This window comes from Serratia sp. CoH_122_TC_1 (assembly GCF_058191755.1).
This window is the reverse complement of the sequence record NZ_JBXWLA010000033.1, coordinates 1-21,025: the sequence shown is the minus strand read 5'-3', so window position 1 is coordinate 21,025 and position 21,025 is coordinate 1. Positions and strand designations below refer to the sequence as shown.

Below are 21,025 nucleotides of genomic sequence, written 5' to 3'. Positions count from 1 at the left end.
CAACATCATCGCTTTAGCCTTGTCCTTCACTTCCTGGCGAGGCATTTTCGGATAATAAGTACGCAGAGGCTCTGCGATAATTTCACCGATCGTCATGCGCGGGTTCAGCGAAGCCAGCGGATCCTGGAAGATCATCTGAATATCGCTACGGGTTTTCCGCCAGTCCATATCGCTCATGCCGAGCAGATCTTTACCTAACCAAGCGACACGCCCGCTCGTGGCTTTGACCAAACCGATAATGGCGCGGGCAAAGGTTGACTTGCCGCAACCAGATTCACCCACCACGCCCAGAGTTTCCCCTTCGAACAGGCGCAGCGTTACGCCATCAACCGCCTTTAACGTTTTCGGCGGCTGCCAGAACCACTGTTTGTCATCATGAATGTCGAAGTGCACTTTCAAGTCAGCGACTTCGAGCAACACTTTCTTGTCGGTTACCGTACTCATACCAACGCCTCCACCGGTTTAAAGCAGGCGCGCAGGCGCCCTTCACCAAACTGCTCCAGAGGTGGAGCGCTCGAACATTGCGCCATCGCGTATGCACAACGCGGTTGGAACGGACAGCCTTTCGGCAGGCGTAACAGGTTCGGTGGGTTGCCAGGAATGGTCATCAGTGACTCGCCCTCAGCATCCAGACGCGGTACTGCATTCAGCAAGCCGATAGAGTACGGATGGCTCGGGTGATAGAACACATCACGTGCGCTGCCGTATTCCATGGTCCGACCGGCGTACATCACCAGCACCTTATTGCAGATACCTGCCACGACGCCCAGGTCGTGGGTAATCATGATGATGGCGGTGTTGAACTCGCGTTTAAGCTCGTTCAGCAGCGTCATGATCTGCGCTTGCACGGTCACGTCCAGCGCGGTAGTAGGTTCATCGGCAATGAGCAATTTCGGCCGGCACAGCAACGCCATGGCGATCATGACGCGCTGGCGCATGCCACCGGAAAACTCATGCGGATACATACGCATGCGTTTACGTGCTTCCGGCATTTTAACCGCGTCCAGCATGCGAACGGACTCTTCGAAGGCTTCGCTTTTACCCATCTTTTTGTGCTGCATCAGCACTTCCATCAACTGCTCACCCACGCGCATATAAGGGTTGAGAGACGTCATTGGATCCTGGAAGATCATCGAAATCTCTTCCGCACGCAGCTTGTTGAGCTGTTTTTCCTCAAGGTTGAGGATTTCCCGGCCATTAAATTTCGCCGAACCGCCGATGCGACCGTTGCTGGCCAGAAGCCCCATCAGCGCAAAGGCCGTCTGGGATTTACCTGAGCCAGACTCCCCCACGATACCCAACGTTTCACCGGCACGCAGGTCAAAGTTCAGATCGTTTACTGCGGTTACATCACCGTCCGGTGTGCCGAAGGTCACACGCAGATCTTTTACATCCAGCAACAGCGACGATTTAACGGCGGTGCTGGTTTGCAACTGTGGATTTTCAATGGTGCTCATGATTGCACTCCTTAACGATCTTTCGGGTCGAGGGCATCACGCAAGCCATCGCCGATAAAGTTGAAACAGAACAGAGTGACAACCAGGAAACCCGCCGGGAACAGCAGCAACCACGGTGAAACTTCCATCGAGTTAGCACCATCGCTGAGCAATGCCCCCCAACTGCTTAAGGGTTCCTGAGTACCCAATCCCAGGAAGCTAAGGAATGATTCAAACAGGATCATGCTAGGCACCAACAAGGATGCGTAGACCACCACGACACCGAGCACGTTCGGCACGATATGGCGCAGCACGATATTGCGGCTAGAAACTCCGCACACCAACGCCGCTTCGATAAATTCTTTACGCTTCAGGCTCAGCGTTTGCCCACGGACAATACGCGCCATATCCAGCCACGACACCATGCCGATCGCCACAAAGATCAGCAGGATGTTTTGACCGAAGAAGGTCACTAACAGGATCACGAAGAACATGAATGGGAAGGAGTTGAGGATCTCCAGCAAACGCATCATGACCGAGTCAATTTTACCGCCCAGATAACCGGACATCGCACCGTACAGTGTCCCAACAATCACCGCCACCAGCGCAGCCGATACGCCAACCATTAATGAGATACGCCCACCAATCGCCACGCGCACCAACAAATCACGGCCGGATGAGTCAGTGCCAAAGTAATGCCCCGATTCAAAACTTGGCGCGGCCGACATCATTGCCCAGTCGGTATCGTCATAGGCAAACTGTGACAACCACGGCGCCACCATGACAAACAGGGTAATCAGCGCTAAGACAAACAGGCTGCTCACAGCTGCCCGGTTGTGCACAAAGCGGCGACGGGCATCCTGCCACAGGCTGCGCCCTTCTACTTCAAGCTTTTCGCTGAAGTTCTCCAGAGCCTCGCTGTTCTTTTTCGTCAACATCATTTGCGTGCTCCAGCTTAATAACGAATTTTTGGATCGATAACGGCGTACAGCACATCAACGATCGCGTTAAACAGAATAGTCAGGCCACCCACCAAAATGGTCAGGCTCAATACCAGAGAGTAGTCACGGTTCAACGCGCCGTTAACAAACAACTGGCCGATGCCAGGCAGACCGTAGATGGTTTCGATCACCATCGAGCCAGTGATAATGCCGACAAATGCCGGGCCCATATAAGAAAGCACCGGTAATAACGCAGGTTTCAACGCATGGCGCAATATAATGCGGCGCATCGGTAACCCTTTGGCACGAGCAGTACGGATGAAGTTTGAATGCAGCACTTCAATCATCGACCCCCGCGTGATACGAGCGATGCTGGCAATATAGGCCAGTGACAACGCCACCATGGGCAAGATAATAAACTTCGGCGCGCCACCGTTCCAACCGCCACCCGGCAGCCATTTCAGCGTGATGGCAAAAATCAGAACCAGTAACGGTGCCACCACGAAACTGGGTATAACCACCCCGGTCATGGCAAAGCCCATCACCGTATAGTCCCATTTAGTATTTTGATTCAACGCGGCAATGACACCGGCACTTACGCCCAGGATCACGGCCAACAAAAACGCGGCAAGACCCAATTTGGCAGATACCGGGAAAGAGGCAGCCACGAGGTCATTGACCGAATAATCCTTGTATTTGAATGATGGCCCGAAATCGCCCTTCGACAGCTGAACCAAATAATGGCCGTACTGCTTCCAGATCGGATCGTTCAAATGATATTTGGCCTCAATATTGGCCATCACTTCCGGCGGCAACGCGCGTTCGCCGGTAAATGGGCTACCGGGCGCCAAGCGCATCATAAAGAATGAGATGGTAATAAGAATAAATAGTGTCGGGATCGCTTCTAATAAGCGACGAAATATAAATTTAAGCATTGCCCTAACCCTGTGCTGCAGCCTGATAACGGCTTATTATTTACAACATAGGCCGGCGGTTCACACCGCCGGCGCTTACCGTATCAATGCTTGATGATGTACAGGTTTTTGTCGTACACGTTATCAAGCGGGTCTTTACCGGTATAACCCCCAACATAAGGTTTCACCAGGCGGGCATTCACATAGTAATAAACCGGAACGATGGCAGAATCTTTATCCAACTGAACTTCAGCTTTCTGATAAAGCTCAGCACGTTCTTCTTTGGTTTTCGCTGTCAGCACATTGGCCATCAACTTATCGAATTCGGCGCTCTTGTAGTGCGGGGTGTTACTGCTGCTGTCAGACAGCATCATGTTAAGGAACGAGCTAGGCTCGTTGTAGTCCGCACACCAGCCGGCACGCGCTACGTCATAGGTACCCTGATGGCGGGTATCCAGGAAGGTTTTCCACTCTTGGTTCACCAATTTCACATCCACACCCAGATTTTTCTTCCAGATTGAGGCTGCGGCAATCGCCAGCTTCTTATGCAGATCTGAGGTGTTGTACAACAAAGAGAAAGTCAGTGGTTTGCCTGGGCCGTAACCTGCATCAGCCAGCAACTTTTTCGCCACTTCATTACGTTTTTCTTGTGTCCAGCTGAACCACTCAGGCGGAGTCAGTTTAGCGCCATCGGTATAAGGAGGCGTGAAGCTGTAAGCCGGCAGATCGCCCTGGTTTTTCACTTTGTTGGTGATGATGTCGCGATCCAGACCCAGTTTCAGCGCTTCGCGAACGCGTTCGTCGGTAAACGGCGCTTTCTGGTTATTGATTTCGTAGTAGTAAGTACACAGGTATGGATCGACGTGAACTTCTTTCGGGATCTCTTTTTTCAACTTCTGGAACAGTTCGATCGGCATGTTGTTATAGGTCATGTCGATTTCGCCGGTGCGGTAGCGGTTCACATCGGTAACTTCCGATGAAATAGGCAGGAACGTGACTTTATTAATGATGGTTTTCGCGTTATCCCAATATTCCGGGTTACGTTCCAGGACAATACGTTCGTTAACAATCCAATCTTTTAACTTGTAAGCACCATTGCTGACGTAATTTTGTGGCAGGGTCCACTTCTCACCAAACTTCTCGACCGCCTCTTTGAATACTGGCTTCATCGCATAGTGTGGCGTCATTTCGACCAGGTAAGGCACTGGCTCGGTCAGGGTAACCTGGAAGGTATGATCGTCGATGGCTTTTACGCCCAGCGTTGATTTATCTTTCTTGCCGGCGATGATGTCATCCACGTTTTCTACGTGAGCATATTGCAGATAGCTGGCATAAGGCGAAGCCGTTTTCGGATCAACAACACGCTGCCAGCTATACACGAAATCTTGTGCCGTTACCGGCTTGCCATTCGACCATTTTGCATCTTTACGCAGATGGAAGGTCCACACTTTAAAATCTTTGTTATCCCAGCTTTCCGCAACGCCCGGCACGATAGAACCATCTGGGCTGTTGTTGGCCAAACCTTCCATCAGGTCACGCGTTACGTTGTTTTCCGGTACGCCTTCGATTTTATGTGGGTCAAGGGATTGTACTTCCGAACCGTTATTTTTAACGATCTCTTGTTTGTCCGCCAGTTGCACGCCCGCCGGCACATCGGCCGCAAAAGCACTTCCGGTTGCTGTGATGCCCAGCGCGGCAATGATGCCGGCAGCAAGGATGGTTTTTTTCGTGATGTTGGTCATGTGTATACTCCAGTTTTTATTATCACAGGCTCATCGTGGAGCCTGCGTTGCCCGTGAGCGGACCTTGTTAAACCGACTGCCGAGGAACGAATACGGCAGTTGGCCTTCCCTGTATTACTCACCGTTGTTTGCGTGACGTAATACCCCTCGTTACTGCTTGATGATGTACAGATTTTTCACATCGGTGTAATCCAGTGGGTCTTTACCCGTAAAGCCCCCCACCGACGGTCTGATTAGGCGTGCGCTAACGCGGTAATACACCGGGATCAGCGCCGAGTCTTTATCCAACTGAGCCTCCGCCTGCTGATACAGGGCTGCTCGTGCAGCCTCGTCCGGCGCTTTTAGCGTGCTGGCCATGATGGCGTCAAACGCTGGGCTCTTATAAAAAATTGTGTTGATGCTGCTGTTGGAGAGCACCAGATTCAGGAAAGCGCTGGGTTCGTTGTAATCGCCGCACCAGGTAGCACGTGCCACGTCGTACTGGCCTTGATGGCGGCTTTCCAGCGAGGTCTTCCACTCCTGATTGCGCAGCGTAACCTCAGCACCAAGGTTTTTCTTCCACATCGAAGCGGCGGCGATGGCCTGCTGCTTATTTTGATCTGAGGTGTTGTACAACAGCGTAAACTTAAGCGGCTTGGCTGCGCTGAAACCCGCTTGCTCCAACAGCTTCTTCGCCTCGGCATTGCGCTGTTCCTGGCTCCACCCTGCCCATTCTGGCGCAGTGAATTTGGCGCCTTCGGTAAAGGTTGGCGTAAAGCTGTAAGCAGGGATCTGACCCTGGCCCATGATTTTGTTAGCGATAATGTCGCGGTCTAGCGTCAATTTCACTGCAGCACGCACCCGCGGATCGGTAAAGGGCGCGCGCTGGTTGTTAATCTCGTAATAGAAGGTGCACAGGTATGGGTTAACGTGCAATTGCTCAGGGATCTCTTTCTTCATCTTCACGAACAGGTTCGGCGGGATAGCACTGTTGGTGATGTCGATCTCCCCGCTACGGAAGCGGTTGACGTCACTGACTTCTGAAGCAATCGGCAAGAACGTTGCCTTGTCGATAATCGTCTTCTTGTTGTTCCAGTAGCTCGGGCTGCGTTCAAGCACAATGCGCTCATTCACCACCCACTCGTTCAAACGGTAAGCGCCATTGCCAACATAGTTCGCCGGCAGCGTCCATTTATCGCCAAACTTTTCAACAACCGAACGCTTTACCGGTTTAAGCGAGGTATGGCTCAGCATGTTGATAAAATACGGCACCGGCTCACTCAGGGCTACCTGCAGCGTTTTGTCGTCGATAGCCTTAACCCCGAGCGTTTGCGGGCTTTTCTTCCCGGTCAGGATATCGTCGATATTTTCAATCTTGGCGTACTGCAGATAGCTGGCATAGGGGGAACCGGTTTTCGGATCTGCCAGGCGCTGCCAGCTATAGACAAAGTCTTGAGCGGTGACCGGAGAGCCGTCACTCCACACCGCGTCGGGTCGCAGGTGGAAAGTCCAGGTTTTAAAATCCTGGTTTTCCCACTGGCTTGCCGCTGCCGGTACCACATGCCCATTGGCATCGGTGCTGACCAACCCTTCCAACAGGTTCAGAATAATATTACTTTCCGGAATTCCCTCGACCTTATGCGGATCCAATGAAGCCACTTCAGTGCCGTTATTAATGACAATGTTCTGCTGTTGCGCCAATTGTACGCCGGCCGGAACATCGGCCGCTTGAGCAGAATAAACGGCGCTGATGCTCAGCAAGCCGGCAATGAACATCGCCAATGGAGTGCGCTTTCGGGTTTGCTGCATGATCGAGGCTCCTTTTCACCAACAAGCATTGCTTATCGATATTCGTGAAGTATTTATAAGAATTCTAAATAACAGGCACCAGCAAAAATCATTCCCACTTTGACGACGCGATGCGGTTAATGACGCGTAGAAAGTTGCTCGGAAATTAGCAGAAGGCAAATTCCATAGCCAATAATTTTTACAGAAATGTTAAGCAATTCTCTTTTATTGCATCAAGCACGATCTTCCCCCCTGACTAGCGAGAGACAAGCCACCACAATAACACCATGATTTTTATCACAATAAATTAAAAATAGACAATGAAAGCCGTGCACAGCAAACCCAAACACCAAGCAAAGAAACATTCAGTTAACAAAGTTGCACTTCAAAGAACAAACACCTGCTTATGTGCGGTTAATCACTAATAACACCTGGATGAAAGCGAGACAAGCCCTACAGAATGATGTGATTAAATTAACAGCAAATTTGATGTTCAGTAGGTTAAAAAGGGGAATAATGGCGGGAGATAAAGGCTAAAAACAACGCTTAGGAGTTTTATTGAACAACAAATTGGCATTTATGCCACATTGTGGTGCAACTGAATAGAATTCATTCATATTGCGCACTATATTAATGCGAACCAATAATTGATTTTAATTTTTAAAAATAATTTGAGCCACGAATAATCCTATTCGCGGCTCACCGGTCAGATTAGAGCAGCCCAGGGAAAATGGCCTTAATACCGGTAACGATAAACTCAATCCCCAATGCCATCAGCAACAACCCCATGATTCGGGTGATTACGTTAATGCCGGTTTGTCCCAATAAACGCACCAATAGTGGAGCAGCACGGAACAACAACCAACAGCAGAAAGCGAACAACGCAATGGCCAGAGTAAACCCCAACAGGTTTTGCCAGCTGTGGTAACGAGAGCTCCAGACAATCGTAGAACTGATAGCACCCGGCCCCGCCATCAGTGGCAATGCCAGCGGCACGACACCAATACTTTCGCGGATCGCGCTCTCTGACTTCTCCTGTTTATTCTGTTTGTCCTCACCCAGCTTCCCGCTGATCATCGACATCGCAATGGTCACCACCAAGATACCGCCGGCAATTCGGAACGAATCAATAGAGATGCCGAACATGCGCAAAATCCCTTCCCCCAAAAAGAGCGAGGTCCACAGGATAATGGCGACCGACAGGTTAGCGGTCAGATTTGTTTTATTGCGCCCTGCCGCTGCCTGGTAGCTGGTCATGCTGATAAATACCGGCAAAATGCCCACCGGGTTCACCAGTGCAAACAGGCCGACAAAAAATTTAATGAAGCCGGAAAAATCTAACAGAGATTGGCCCACAAATGACTCCGCTTTAATAGCTTTAAAAGTGACACTGCCTACGCGCGCTAATGTAATGGAATTGCCACGGGTAATCCATGGGTCTTGAGCGGGATTTTTATCTATTCATATCCATAATGATAAAACAATTCACTATTGTTAAAGCAATGTACGGTTTATGATTTTTTATGTTGAGAAAAGTGCCTGACATCACAGTTATCAAGAATGATTCTCAAAAACTTACAGCTGAATGGTGTCAGCTTGCGCTTTTTATGATTTAAATCACAAAATCACTAACCAAGAGTAGTTAAGCTCTTAGTCGTAGTCAGGGAGTAGAACAGGTTAAGGAAAAAGTGGCACCTCTGTTCGGCCCGCTGTCTTCTCCTGCTGAAGCATCGGGTAAAGCTCTTTAAGCAAATCAGCAGCATGCAGCACAAAAAGGTGGAAAGCCTTTGTTTTTTAAACAGCATTTTCCATCATTCTGTCTATACTAGTGGCTCGCACGGCTGATTTACTGAAAGAGTTTAACATTATCAGGAGAGCATTATGGCTGTAACAAATGTCGCTGAACTGAACGAGCTAGTTGCACGAGTCAAAAAAGCCCAGCGCGAATATGCCAACTTCACTCAAGAGCAAGTTGATAAAATTTTCCGCGCTGCTGCCCTCGCCGCTGCCGATGCCCGTATTCCTCTGGCTAAATTGGCCGTCGAAGAATCCGGTATGGGTATCGTTGAAGATAAAGTGATCAAGAACCACTTTGCATCAGAGTTTATCTACAACGCCTATAAAGATGAAAAAACCTGCGGCATCCTGTCAGAAGACGATACTTTCGGTACCATCACTATCGCCGAGCCTATTGGCCTGATTTGCGGTATCGTGCCAACCACCAACCCGACTTCTACGGCCATTTTCAAAGCATTAATCAGCCTGAAAACCCGTAACGGCATTATCTTTTCCCCACACCCACGTGCGAAAAACGCGACCAATAAGGCCGCCGATATCGTGCTGCAGGCAGCGATTGCCGCCGGGGCACCAAAAGACATCGTAGGCTGGATCGACCAACCTACCGTTGAACTGTCCAATCAATTGATGCACCACCCTGACATCAATCTGATCCTCGCAACCGGTGGTCCAGGCATGGTGAAAGCCGCCTACAGCTCCGGCAAACCGGCAATCGGCGTTGGCGCAGGTAACACCCCGGTAGTGGTTGACGAAACCGCAGACATTAAGCGCGTCGTTGCCTCAATTCTGATGTCTAAAACCTTCGACAGCGGTGTGATTTGCGCCTCTGAACAATCTGTCATCGTGGTTGACTCCATCTATGATGCCGTGCGCGAACGTTTCGCTACCCACGGCGGCTACATGCTGCAGGGTAAAGAACTGAAAGCCGTACAGGACATCATCCTGAAAAACGGTGGCTTAAACGCAGCTATCGTTGGTCAATCCGCACCGAAAATTGCTGAAATGGCCGGAATTAAAGTGCCAGCAAGCACCAAGGTGCTGATCGGTGAAGTGAAACTGGTTGATGAAACCGAGCCTTTCGCTCACGAAAAACTGTCCCCTACGCTGGCTATGTATCGTGCCAAAGACTTCGCGGACGCTGTCAGCAAAGCGGAGAAACTGGTCGCGATGGGCGGCATTGGCCACACATCTTGTCTGTACACCGACCAGGATAACCAGCCGGAACGCGTTGCCTTCTTCGGCGACAAGATGAAAACCGCGCGTATCCTGATCAACACCCCTGCCTCTCAGGGGGGTATCGGTGACCTGTACAACTTTAAACTCGCTCCGTCTCTGACGTTGGGCTGCGGTTCCTGGGGCGGTAACTCCATCTCTGAAAACGTCGGTCCAAAACACCTGATCAACAAGAAAACTGTAGCGAAGCGAGCAGAAAACATGTTGTGGCATAAACTTCCGAAATCAATCTACTTCCGCCGTGGCTCATTGCCTATCGCGCTGGAAGAAGTAGCGACCGACGGGGCAAAACGCGCCTTCATTGTGACCGACCGCTACCTGTTCAATAACGGCTATGCTGACCAGATCACCTCGGTTCTGAAGTCACACGGTATTGAAACAGAAGTGTTCTTTGAAGTTGAAGCAGACCCAACGCTGTCCATCGTGCGTAAAGGCGCTGAACAGATGAACTCCTTCAAACCAGACGTGATTATCGCGCTGGGTGGCGGTTCACCGATGGATGCGGCGAAGATCATGTGGGTATTGTACGAACATCCTGAAACCCATTTCGAAGACCTGGCGCTGCGCTTTATGGATATCCGTAAGCGTATCTACAAGTTCCCGAAAATGGGCGTCAAAGCAAAAATGATTGCCGTGACGACAACTTCAGGTACCGGTTCAGAAGTCACGCCGTTTGCGGTAGTGACCGACGACGTAACTGGCCAGAAATACCCACTGGCTGACTACGCACTGACGCCAGACATGGCCATCGTTGATGCTAATCTGGTGATGAACATGCCAAAATCCCTGTGCGCCTTTGGCGGCCTGGATGCGGTGACCCACGCACTGGAAGCGTATGTTTCAGTACTGGCGAACGAATACTCAGACGGCCAAGCGCTGCAAGCGTTGAAATTGCTGAAAGAATATCTGCCAGCCAGCTATAAAGAAGGTGCCAAGAATCCGATTGCCCGTGAGCGTGTGCATAATGCCGCAACGATCGCCGGTATCGCCTTCGCTAACGCCTTCCTGGGGGTGTGCCACTCAATGGCCCACAAACTGGGCTCTGAGTTCCATATCCCACATGGCCTGGCTAACGCCATGCTGATCTCCAACGTTATTCGCTACAACGCGAATGACAATCCAACCAAGCAAACGGCATTCAGCCAGTACGACCGCCCTCAAGCGCGTCGTCGTTACGCTGAAATCGCCGACCACCTCGGCTTGAGTGCACCGGGCGACCGTACCGCACAGAAAATCGAGAAGCTGCTGACCTGGCTGGACGAGATCAAAGCTGAACTGGGTATCCCGGCGTCAATTCGTGAAGCCGGTGTCACAGAAGCTGATTTCTTGGCTAAGGTCGACAAACTGTCTGAAGATGCCTTTGACGACCAATGTACCGGTGCCAACCCGCGCTACCCGCTGATTGCCGAGTTGAAGCAAATCATGCTGGATACCTTCTACGGCCGTAAGTTCAGTGAAGCGGTTGATGAAGAAGTTTTGGCAGCACCGGTTGCGGCTAAAGCAGAAAAAAAGACCAAGAAATAACGGTTAATTAAACCAACAAAAAACCGCCGAAAGGCGGTTTTTTTTATCTTGCGTTGCACCTCAAACTGCCAGGTAACTACCCCCCACGCTAAAACGCTGCCAGAGGCACCCTACAGCACCCACATTTTACTCTAGTGCCTGTAGTGCTTCCTTGTAATGCTTACGGCAAACGGAGACGTAGCTCTCGTTACCGCCTATCACTACCTGCTCGCCAGCATGCATCGCCTGCCCACTTTCATCCAGCCGCAGTACCATGTTCGCCTTGCGCCCACAGTGGCAGATGGTTTTCAATTCCACCAGCTTATCCGCCCAGGCCAGCAAATATTGACTGCCGATGAACAACTCACCCAGAAAGTCGGTACGCAAGCCGTAACACAGAACCGGAATATCCAGTTGGTCAACAACATCACACAGCTGCTCGACCTGTTCCTTCGTCAAGAACTGGCTTTCATCCAACAAGACGCAGTGTACGGGTTGCTGCTGATGCTCCTGCGCGATCATCGCATAAAGCATCGACTCATTATTATAGAGCTGTGCCTGGGATGACAGCCCGATCCGCGAGCTCACCTTGCCAACACCGAAGCGGTGGTCTATTTCGGCAGTAAACACCAGTGTACGCATACCACGTTCTTGATAATTATATGAAGATTGCAACAACGCGGTAGATTTCCCTGCGTTCATAGCAGAGTAATAAAAATAAAGTTGAGCCATGGGCCCGTAACTCCAATGGTATAAGAAATATTCAGACGTTGATTCAGAAGCCAAGTGTACCATAACCTGCTGGCCTGCTCACGCCTCCGACTTAATCAATAACCAGGCAAACGAATACCAAACTTTCAAATGAAACATTCCATTCTGCACCACTGCGCTTTTACATCTATTTACAGGACGATCCCTGTCTGTCATCACATTTAATTACTGCTAATGATTAGCATCAGGCATTAATCGTCTGTCAGTGAAGAGACCCCCCCAGCATGACGCCGGGTTGGTAAAGGATTAAATCTATTAACGCCCGCAGACAGCGCTTCGGCGTATTTAATGGCATAAAAAAGCCAGCAGCACAGTTCTTGACGTTATCTTTACTCTTATACCCCCATTGTTTACAGTGTTTGCATACTAAAGCACGTGATTTAACCCACAAAACTCATCGTAATATTGATATAAAACACAATTATAACTTAGTCCTGAATGCCTTTCTGGTGCGGTAATCATACCGCCACTGTTGAAAATTTGACTTAAAAATTGAGCTTGTAATACTTATGTCTTCTCCCTATATTTGCCAGAGAGTTCTGATTACGCCTTTTTAAAAGATGAATTTGAGCGTTCCTTTCAATTTGTCTATTGCAGAAAAGAAAAGAGCACTCTATTATTATCCAGACGCCCCCACCAATATAATTTGAGACTAGGACAATGAGCGAAGCATTAAAGATTTTGAACAACATCCGTACTCTACGCGCACAGGCAAGAGAATGCAGCCTGGAAACGCTGGAAGAGATGCTTGAAAAACTGGAAGTTGTTGTGAACGAACGTCGCGAAGAAGACAGCCAGGCTCAAGCAGAAGTTGAAGAACGCACCCGTAAACTGCAGCAATATCGTGAAATGCTGATTGCTGACGGTATTGACCCAAATGAACTGCTGCAAACTATGGCTGCAACTAAAGCAGCAGGTAAAGCTAAACGCGCAGCACGTCCGGCTAAATATCAATATAAAGACGAAAACGGCGAACTGAAAACCTGGACCGGCCAGGGCCGTACCCCAGCAGTGATTAAGAAAGCTATCGAAGAGCAAGGTAAATCCCTGGACGATTTCCTGCTGTAATAGCGTTCCGCTGCATGTTAAAAAGGCTCCCCAGGGAGCCTTTTTGTTATGCTTAAAACGCCTGGAAAGGCAGCTTATACAAACCCGGCTTTACACAATAATCTGAAGCAGGCCATCTCAATCATTCACCTCCCAAATTGCCACCCTGCCTTTCCTGAAGCATAAAAAAAGGGGCCTAAGCCCCTTATAGCATTTTACGCGCTGTTCAATTACTGAACTTTATAAAATGACTTATACCATTCAACAAAGCGTTTCACGCCTTCTTCAACACCCGTTTCCGGCTTAAACCCTATCACACGATAGAGCTCCGCAGTATCAGCACTGGTATCGAGTACATCGCCAGGTTGCATTGGCAACATATTTTTGCGTGCTTCCATCCCTAATGCCTGCTCCAGTGCCTTGATATATTCCATCAGCTTCACGGGCGTGCTATTGCCGATATTATAGACCTGATACGGAGCAGAACTGGTCGCCGGCGAGCCCTGTTCAACTGTCCAAGCTGGATTTGATTGAGGAATAACCGCCTGCAACCGGACAATAGCCTCGGAGATATCGTCAATGTAGGTAAAGTCACGGTGCATCTCACCGTGGTTATATACATCGATACTTTCGCCAGCCAATATAGCTTTAGTGAATTTAAACAGCGCCATATCCGGGCGCCCCCACGGGCCATATACGGTAAAGAAACGCAGCCCAGTGGTAGGCAGACCATATAAGTGGGAGTAGCTGTGTGACATCAGCTCATTGGCTTTTTTAGTCGCCGCGTACAATGAGATTGGATGATCGACAGAGTCTTCCGTAGCAAATGGCAACTTGCGATTCAGGCCATATACCGAACTGGAAGAAGCATATAACAAATGCTCGACTTTATTGTGGCGACACCCTTCCAATACGTTTAAATGACCGATGAGATTCGTATCCGCATACGCTAACGGATTTTCCAGCGAATAACGCACCCCGGCTTGTGCCCCCAGGTGAATCACTCGCTGAAATTTATGCTCTGCAAACAGCTTTGCCATGCCTTCTCGATCGGCTAAATCCAGCTTGATAAACTGGAAGGCAGGCTTGTCCGCAAGCAGATCTAGACGGGCCATTTTCAGACCCACATCGTAATAATCATTCAGGTTGTCGATACCGACAACCTGATGCCCAGCGGCCAACAAGCGCTCAGCAGCGTGATAACCAATAAATCCTGCCGCACCTGTAACCAGGAATTTCATATATGTCCCTTAAATAACCGGCTGAATGGATGCACCGCGACCGATCGCATAATAGGTAAAGCCACGGTTTTCCAAACGTTCCGGATCAAACAGATTGCGACCATCAAAGATCACCGGTTGCTTCAGCGTGTTTTTAATTATGTCGAAGTCTGGCGCACGGAAATTCTGCCATTCGGTGCAGATAACCAGCGCGTCAGCACCGTGCAACGCCGCTTCTTTGGTGCCTACCAGCTTCAGGTCATCGCGCTGACCGTAAATGCGCTGTACTTCGTTCATCGCTTCAGGATCGTAGGCCTGGACGGTAGCACCGGCCTCCCACAGTTGCTCCATCAGAACGCGGCTGGAGGCTTCACGCATATCGTCAGTATTTGGCTTGAATGCCAAACCCCACAGTGCAAAAGTTTTGCCTTTCAAGTCTTCACCAAAGTGATGCTTGATAAACTTGGTCAGCTTATATTTCTGTTGGTAGTTAACCTGCTCTACAGCCTGCAACAGTTTTGGCTGGTAACCGATATGCTCGGCCGTGCGAATCAGTGCCTGGACGTCTTTCGGGAAACATGAACCGCCGTAGCCGCACCCTGGATAGATAAAGTGGTAGCCGATACGGGAATCAGAACCGATACCCTGGCGTACTTTTTCAATATCCGCACCCAACATTTCAGCCAGGTTAGACATTTCATTCATAAAGCTGATTTTGGTAGCCAGCATGCAGTTGGCCGCGTATTTGGTCAGTTCAGCACTGCGAATATCCATCATAATCATGCGATCGTGATTACGGTTAAACGGCTCATACAGCTCGCGAATAGGTTCGATCACATCCATGTTATCGGTACCAATCACGATACGTTCAGGACGCATGCAATCCGCAACTGCCGCACCTTCTTTCAAAAACTCTGGATTGGAAACCACGTCGAAAGCTACGGAGCTACCGCGCTTCTGCAACGTTTCTTGCATAACCTGGCGGACTTTATCGGCGGTACCTACCGGCACGGTAGATTTATCGATCACCACTTTGTGCTCGGTCATGTGTTCCGCAATGGTACGCGCTACAGCCGTCACATATTTCAAATCAGCAGAACCGTCTTCGTCCGGCGGTGTACCTACAGCAATGAACTGAATGCTGCCATGTGCAACACCGGCTTTCGCATCAGTGGTGAACTGCAAACGACCGGCTTCATAGTTTTGTTGCACCAACGGCGTCAAGCCAGGTTCAAAAATAGGGATATTCCCTTTCTTCAGGTTTTCGACTTTACGTTCGTCAATATCAATACACATAACGTCATGGCCAACTTCAGCCAGCACCGCTGCCTGTACCAGACCAACATAGCCAATACCAAAAACTGTTACTTTCATGGGAAAATCCTAGTTTTTCAAATTAAGATGAAAGATAAATAAATTATTTCTTATCAGCGGCCAGCAATTGACTCAACCACTGAGAAAACTCTTGTCCCAGCCCAGCATGACGCATGCCATACTCAACAAAGGCCTTCATATAGCCCAGTTTGTTACCGCAATCATGGCTAATCCCTTTTAGGTGATAAGCCTCTACAGTTTCTTGCTGCATCAGCATTTCGATACTGTCGGTAAGCTGGATTTCACCACCGGCGCCCGGCGGTGTTTTTGACAGTAGCGGCCAGATATCGGCGGAAAGCACATAGCGGCCAACGATGGCCAAGTTAGAAGGGGCTTCTTCCGGCGAAGGTTTTTCGACAACGCTGACCATCGGCGCACTTTCGCCTGGTTGCAGTTCATACCCTTTACAATCAGCCACGCCGTAATTACCCACGTCTTTATGGGGCACGGGCTCGACCATAATTTGGCTGACGCCGGTTTGTTCAAACCGCTCTAACATTTCGTGCAAATTATCTTTTTTCAGGTCAGCACTGTACTCATCGAGGATCACATCCGGCAAAATCACGGCGACCGGCTCGTCGCCCACCAGTGGATAAGCACACATAATCGCGTGCCCCAAGCCTTTCGCTACCCCTTGACGCACCTGCATCACAGTAACGCCCTTCGGGCAAATAGATTGCACTTCGTCCAGCAACTGACGTTTAACACGTTTTTCCAGCATCGCTTCGAGTTCGAAACTCGTGTCAAAATGGTTTTCGATCGAATTCTTGGAGGAATGGGTAACCAACACAATCTCGTTTATCCCAGCCGCAATACATTCATTGACAACGTATTGGATCAAGGGTTTGTCAACCAGCGGCAGCATTTCTTTTGGAATGGCTTTTGTCGCTGGCAACATCCGTGTTCCCAAGCCTGCAACCGGGATCACAGCCTTTCTGACTTTACGATTTACAGCAGGCATTATTTCCTCTCTTAATGTTGCTCATTTTATGAGCTTTTTCGCTATATGAAAAACCTTCGGAGTATACCAGCTTATGAGTGTCTAGCATTAACCGCAGCACAAATAGAAAAAATTTAAGACAATTACCCAACTTATGGCCTGAGGAAGAAATAGGCACATCGAATATTTGTATTTCAAATAATAATTTTAAAGGATCACGCTATTCGGTACTGAGCATCAATCGCAGCCTGCCGCCAGCGCCCCAAACCTGACACTGCCAAGCTGCACAGTGCTGGCTGATTTGGTTCATGTAGGTCGCACCCAGCGTGCCAAGCGGGACACCATTGTTCAGTTGAATTTGATTATCACCGGTATTAACACTGGCATGAAGACCTGCTGAGACTAAAATCAGGTTTTTATATTCGGTGTGATAATAGCCGACCAACAATGGGAATTGCCCCTCCAGCTTGCCTTGACGTAATAATTGATTAACTTGCTTTAACAATGCAGTCATTTGCGGCAGCCGATGACGCTGATTAGCTAAATGGTCCTGTAACAAACCATTAAATAAAGCACGTAATAGCAATGCCGCTAATACGCCGTTATCTCCTGCACGAGTGACATCCAAACAATAGAACGCCAGATCTTTATCCGACAGTGCTGCAATATCCAACACCAATCCCGGGTTCTCACCGGTCGTTAATTGCCGGTAATTAATCCGGCAATGAGCAATGGTCTGTTGCACCGGAGGCTGCAGCTGTTTGAGCAACTTTACGGCTTCAGACGGATTTTTACTCAATGCATCCCAGTCCTGAAGCAGTTCCACCTCTTCGATAGCCTGGGAGGTAAACATATTGGGGTACAGGCAACCCAACACCGACTCGCGCAGGCGGTTGAGATCGGTCACGGGTTTTAACAGTACGTCCTGTACCCCCAAACGCAATACCTTGGCGATATCCGCCATTTTATCGGTGGCCGATATCACCAGCACCGGAATTTGCACGCCTTGTAGACGGAGATGCTCAACAAACTCTATCCCGCCCATTTCCGGCATCGCCAGATCGCACAAAATCAAGTCGGGCTTAACGTCATCCACAGCACTCAGCGCTTGCAAACCATTGGTCGCCTCACTGGTTTCTGCGCCCAACGACGTCAAGTAGCCAACAAGCACAGAACGAAAAACCAGTTCGTCCTCAACGACCAAAATGCGCTTGTGAGTCAATGGTAATGCCATCAGCCGAGCCTCTTCCCTTTCCATAGTGTAATAGTGGCTCAAAAAGGCCATTTCTGCTTGTCGGAAATGGTCTCTATCGCAGACCACCTCCGCAATATCTGATAATTATTTGTTTTTTATTAACGGTAAAAGTGCATCAATCTGTTTTTCAACGGCTAATTTACCCGCTGCAATCGCTTCTTCGGCACGGTGGAAATCCAACGTCGAGATTTGCGGACAATAAGGTTGGATCAATACATCTGGCGGGTCACCCGCCATACGATTACGTTTCAGTCGATTTTCCAAGACCTGGATCGACGTCCCCATGATTTCCATCGCCGTCGGCGTAAAATTGGGCTTTCTGGTCGTCATTTTGCTGATACGGTCTCTTAAACGCCCCCGCCAATTTTCCGTGGGGATATCGCCTGACGTTTCCGCGTCATGATGGCGTACAGAGAATAAATCCTGCTGCATCAGATGCGCATCATGTTGCAAGTCAACGGCAATAACGAGATCGGCTCCCAGGGCTCGTGTTAATGAGATAGGCACAGGATTCACTACCGCACCATCCACCAGCCAATAACCATCAAACCACACCGGTGCCAACAAGCCGGGCATGCTGCACGAGGCACGCACTGCCTGATGAATATCCCCTTCGGTCAACCACAACTCCCGTCCCGTACTGAGGTTCGTCGTTACTGCACCGAACTTTAGCGAACACTCGGCAATATCGTTGATTTCTAATAATTGCCCCACCGCATTGAACACCCGCTCGCCGCGTAATAGACCACCCCGCCGCCAGGAAAGATCCATCAAGCGGATCACATCCCAATAGCTGAAAGAACGAACCCAGGCCTCCATGGCCGGTAAACGGTGGCTGGCAAAAGCGGCACCGACCAGTGCACCGACTGAGCAGCCGGCTACTATATCGACTTCAACCCCCAATTTCTTTAGCGCGTTGATCACGCCGATATGCGCCCACCCTTTAGCGGAACCTGCACCCAATGCCAGTCCAATCTTAATTTTCCGCATCTTCCCGCCTCTTGCCCGGTGAATTGTATCAACTCTGCTGCCAGCGTAGATTGTCACGATCGAATATTGTTAGGTAACATAGACGCTAAATACCTTTCAGCATCGGCCCGTTCTTATCGTTCCGGCCATTTTAGGAGTCAACTTGCCAGAATTATGCCCCTGCGGCGGCGGACTGGAGTATAGCGCATGCTGCGAACCCTACATCAATGGCACACAAACGCCACTGACCCCCGGTAAGTTGATGCGTTCACGCTTTAGCGCTTATGTGAAGCAAAACGTCGATTACTTAATTGCGACCTGGCATCCCGACTGCCATGCCGCTGAATGGCGTAATGCAATCGTTGATAGCTTCAAGAACACCCAATGGCTTGGCCTGACGGTGGTAGAAGAAAAACAGGGCCATGAGAGCGATGAAGGTTTTGTCGAGTTTATTGCCCGCTTCATTGATAGCAACACCGGCGAACACAAGGCAATGCACGAACGTTCGCGCTTTCTTCAGCTTGAACAACGCTGGTACTATATTGATGGTACCAAACCCCAGCCTGGCAGAAATGCGATTTGCCCCTGTGGTTCAGGTAAAAAATATAAAAAGTGCTGCGGCCGTTAGCTGGCAGTTACTGAGACCCATAGATTTCAGACCGCTGCCATTTGGCAACAGTGTGAAAATGAAGATTATAAAAATGCTCGCCTGCGCAGACAGGACGTTCAGTATCAGACAGGATCCTCATCGCCATGCCACATCAAAATGTCCAAAGAAAAGTTTTGCGTACCATTTGTCCGGATGCCAAAGGCCTGATCGCCAAGATCACCAACATCTGTTACAAGCATGAACTCAACATTATTCAGAACAATGAGTTTGTTGATCACCGTACCGGTCGTTTCTTTATGCGTACCGAGTTGGAAGGTATTTTCAACGATACGACGCTTCTGGCGGATCTGGACGGTGCACTGCCGACGGGTTCCGTTCGTGAACTGCATAACTCCGGCCGTCGTCGCATCGTGGTTCTCGTGACCAAAGAAGCGCATTGCCTGGGCGATCTGCTGATGAAGAGCGCTTACGGCGGCCTGGATGTAGAGATTGCCGCGGTTATCGGCAACCATGATACGTTGCAAACGCTGGTTGAACGCTTCGATATTCCGTTCCACCTGGTCAGCCATGAAGGCCTGACGCGCGATCAACACGATCAGAAAATGATGGCCCAGATTGACCAATACCAGCCAGACTACGTGGTACTGGCCAAGTATATGCGCGTGCTGACGCCAGCATTTGTGCAGCACTACCCGAACCAGGTGATCAATATCCACCATTCGTTCCTGCCAGCCTTTATTGGGGCAAGGCCTTATCATCAGGCTTACGAGCGTGGCGTGAAAATTATCGGTGCCACCGCGCACTACGTTAACGATAACCTGGACGAAGGCCCAATCATCATGCAGGACGTAATTCATGTCGATCATACCTATTCTGCTGACGACATGATGCGCGCGGGACGTGATGTAGAGAAAAATGCGCTCAGCCGCGCGCTGTATCACGTGCTGGCGCAGCGCGTATTTGTCTACGGGAACCGAACGGTCATTCTGTAATTGCTCAATAAAGCGGTGCCTTTCGTTCAGGGATGCACCGCCACGGGCAAAAAATCGGCAAACGATACATTTTCTGCATTTCAATACTTTACACGCCCGCTTCATTTGATATGATGCGCCCCGCTTACCGAGACAGATGTTTCGCAAGCAAGGCCAGTGGTGGGGTTCCCGAGCGGCCAAAGGGAGCAGACTGTAAATCTGCCGTCACAGACTTCGAAGGTTCGAATCCTTCCCCCACCACCATCTTCTCTCTGTTGATGAGAGCACAGCGCAAGCTGAAGCTGCATAAAACATGGAGGGAGAGGATGAGAAGCTTCGACAAGGTTCGAGCCGAGCGCAGAAAGATAACGCGTTTCAGCGAGGTAATCCTTCAGACGAAGCGCCACAGGAATCTAGCCGATTTTCTGTTAAACAAACAAGTACAACCATGAATACCATGGTGGGGTTCCCGAGCGGCCAAAGGGAGCAGACTGTAAATCTGCCGTCACAGACTTCGAAGGTTCGAATCCTTCCC

The 21,025-nt window shown here is 49.8% G+C and carries 17 protein-coding genes and 1 tRNA gene; 5 read left to right on the top strand and 13 right to left on the bottom strand.

The window, feature by feature from the left end:
- The 7 genes from AC2FC2_RS26195 to AC2FC2_RS26165 form a co-directional block, all read right to left on the bottom strand.
- A partial coding sequence (locus tag AC2FC2_RS26195) for an ATP-binding cassette domain-containing protein (RefSeq protein ID WP_490660144.1) occupies positions 1 to 444 on the bottom strand: 444 nt, incomplete at its 3' end.
- The gene (locus tag AC2FC2_RS26190; RefSeq protein ID WP_209633872.1) at positions 441 to 1,457 is read right to left on the bottom strand and encodes an ABC transporter ATP-binding protein; all 1,017 of its coding nucleotides are present in this window, start codon (positions 1,455 to 1,457) and stop codon (positions 441 to 443) included. The genes AC2FC2_RS26190 and AC2FC2_RS26195, both read right to left, overlap by 4 nt.
- 11 nt (positions 1,458 to 1,468) lie before the next feature.
- Positions 1,469 to 2,377, bottom strand: coding sequence for an oligopeptide ABC transporter permease OppC (gene oppC / locus AC2FC2_RS26185; RefSeq protein ID WP_209633874.1), 909 nt, complete (start codon positions 2,375 to 2,377; stop codon positions 1,469 to 1,471).
- 14 nt (positions 2,378 to 2,391) lie between these two features.
- Positions 2,392 to 3,312 carry an oligopeptide ABC transporter permease OppB gene (oppB, locus tag AC2FC2_RS26180; protein ID WP_209633876.1) on the bottom strand — a complete coding sequence of 307 codons (921 nt, stop codon included), beginning with the start codon at positions 3,310 to 3,312 and terminating at the stop codon, positions 2,392 to 2,394.
- 83 nt (positions 3,313 to 3,395) lie between these two features.
- Complete coding sequence (oppA, locus tag AC2FC2_RS26175; RefSeq protein WP_209633878.1) at positions 3,396 to 5,033, bottom strand: oligopeptide ABC transporter substrate-binding protein OppA; 1,638 nt, start codon at positions 5,031 to 5,033, stop codon at positions 3,396 to 3,398.
- A gap of 150 nt (positions 5,034 to 5,183) precedes the next feature.
- The gene (locus tag AC2FC2_RS26170) at positions 5,184 to 6,821 is read right to left on the bottom strand and encodes an ABC transporter substrate-binding protein (RefSeq protein WP_490660143.1); all 1,638 of its coding nucleotides are present in this window, start codon (positions 6,819 to 6,821) and stop codon (positions 5,184 to 5,186) included.
- A 690-nt stretch (positions 6,822 to 7,511) separates the two neighbouring features.
- Positions 7,512 to 8,156 carry a YchE family NAAT transporter gene (locus AC2FC2_RS26165; protein ID WP_037425714.1) on the bottom strand — a complete coding sequence of 215 codons (645 nt, stop codon included), beginning with the start codon at positions 8,154 to 8,156 and terminating at the stop codon, positions 7,512 to 7,514.
- Positions 8,157 to 8,681: 525 nt separating this feature from the next.
- Between AC2FC2_RS26165 and adhE the strand changes: the two genes are divergently transcribed.
- Entirely contained in the window at positions 8,682 to 11,354 is a 2,673-nt protein-coding gene (gene adhE, locus AC2FC2_RS26160) for a bifunctional acetaldehyde-CoA/alcohol dehydrogenase (RefSeq protein WP_209633882.1), read from the top strand.
- A 126-nt stretch (positions 11,355 to 11,480) separates the two neighbouring features.
- Here the strand turns inward: adhE and AC2FC2_RS26155 are convergent, their stop codons facing one another.
- Positions 11,481 to 12,065 carry a thymidine kinase gene (locus AC2FC2_RS26155; protein WP_261444212.1) on the bottom strand — a complete coding sequence of 195 codons (585 nt, stop codon included), beginning with the start codon at positions 12,063 to 12,065 and terminating at the stop codon, positions 11,481 to 11,483.
- A gap of 699 nt (positions 12,066 to 12,764) precedes the next feature.
- On the opposite strand from AC2FC2_RS26155, the gene hns reads away from it, so the two are divergent.
- Positions 12,765 to 13,172: a histone-like nucleoid-structuring protein H-NS gene (gene hns, locus AC2FC2_RS26150; RefSeq protein WP_006321188.1), complete on the top strand. Its 408-nt coding sequence runs from the start codon at positions 12,765 to 12,767 to the stop codon at positions 13,170 to 13,172.
- A gap of 209 nt (positions 13,173 to 13,381) precedes the next feature.
- Here hns and AC2FC2_RS26145 read toward each other — a convergent pair whose 3' ends face one another.
- The 5 genes from AC2FC2_RS26145 to rssA form a co-directional block, all read right to left on the bottom strand.
- Positions 13,382 to 14,392 (bottom strand): NAD-dependent epimerase, encoded by a 1,011-nt coding sequence (locus AC2FC2_RS26145; protein WP_209633886.1) that lies wholly within the window; start codon positions 14,390 to 14,392, stop codon positions 13,382 to 13,384.
- A 9-nt stretch (positions 14,393 to 14,401) separates the two neighbouring features.
- Complete coding sequence (locus AC2FC2_RS26140; RefSeq protein WP_209633888.1) at positions 14,402 to 15,745, bottom strand: UDP-glucose dehydrogenase family protein; 1,344 nt, start codon at positions 15,743 to 15,745, stop codon at positions 14,402 to 14,404.
- A gap of 43 nt (positions 15,746 to 15,788) precedes the next feature.
- Positions 15,789 to 16,706: a UTP--glucose-1-phosphate uridylyltransferase GalU gene (gene galU, locus AC2FC2_RS26135; RefSeq protein ID WP_209633891.1), complete on the bottom strand. Its 918-nt coding sequence runs from the start codon at positions 16,704 to 16,706 to the stop codon at positions 15,789 to 15,791.
- Between the two features lie 199 nt (positions 16,707 to 16,905).
- Positions 16,906 to 17,919 (bottom strand): two-component system response regulator RssB, encoded by a 1,014-nt coding sequence (gene rssB, locus AC2FC2_RS26130; RefSeq protein ID WP_209633893.1) that lies wholly within the window; start codon positions 17,917 to 17,919, stop codon positions 16,906 to 16,908.
- Between the two features lie 105 nt (positions 17,920 to 18,024).
- Positions 18,025 to 18,930, bottom strand: a complete 906-nt coding sequence (gene rssA, locus AC2FC2_RS26125) for a patatin-like phospholipase RssA (protein ID WP_209633895.1) — start codon at positions 18,928 to 18,930, stop codon at positions 18,025 to 18,027.
- A 142-nt stretch (positions 18,931 to 19,072) separates the two neighbouring features.
- Between rssA and AC2FC2_RS26120 the strand changes: the two genes are divergently transcribed.
- The 3 genes from AC2FC2_RS26120 (at position 19,073) to AC2FC2_RS26110 (ending at position 20,754) form a co-directional block, all read left to right on the top strand.
- On the top strand, positions 19,073 to 19,537 hold the full coding sequence (locus AC2FC2_RS26120) for a YchJ family protein (protein ID WP_265553569.1): 465 nt from the start codon (positions 19,073 to 19,075) through the stop codon (positions 19,535 to 19,537).
- A 125-nt stretch (positions 19,538 to 19,662) separates the two neighbouring features.
- On the top strand, positions 19,663 to 20,511 hold the full coding sequence (purU, locus tag AC2FC2_RS26115; protein ID WP_209633899.1) for a formyltetrahydrofolate deformylase: 849 nt from the start codon (positions 19,663 to 19,665) through the stop codon (positions 20,509 to 20,511).
- 158 nt (positions 20,512 to 20,669) lie between these two features.
- A tRNA-Tyr gene (locus AC2FC2_RS26110) sits at positions 20,670 to 20,754 on the top strand.
- Positions 20,755 to 21,025: the final 271 nt, after the last annotated feature.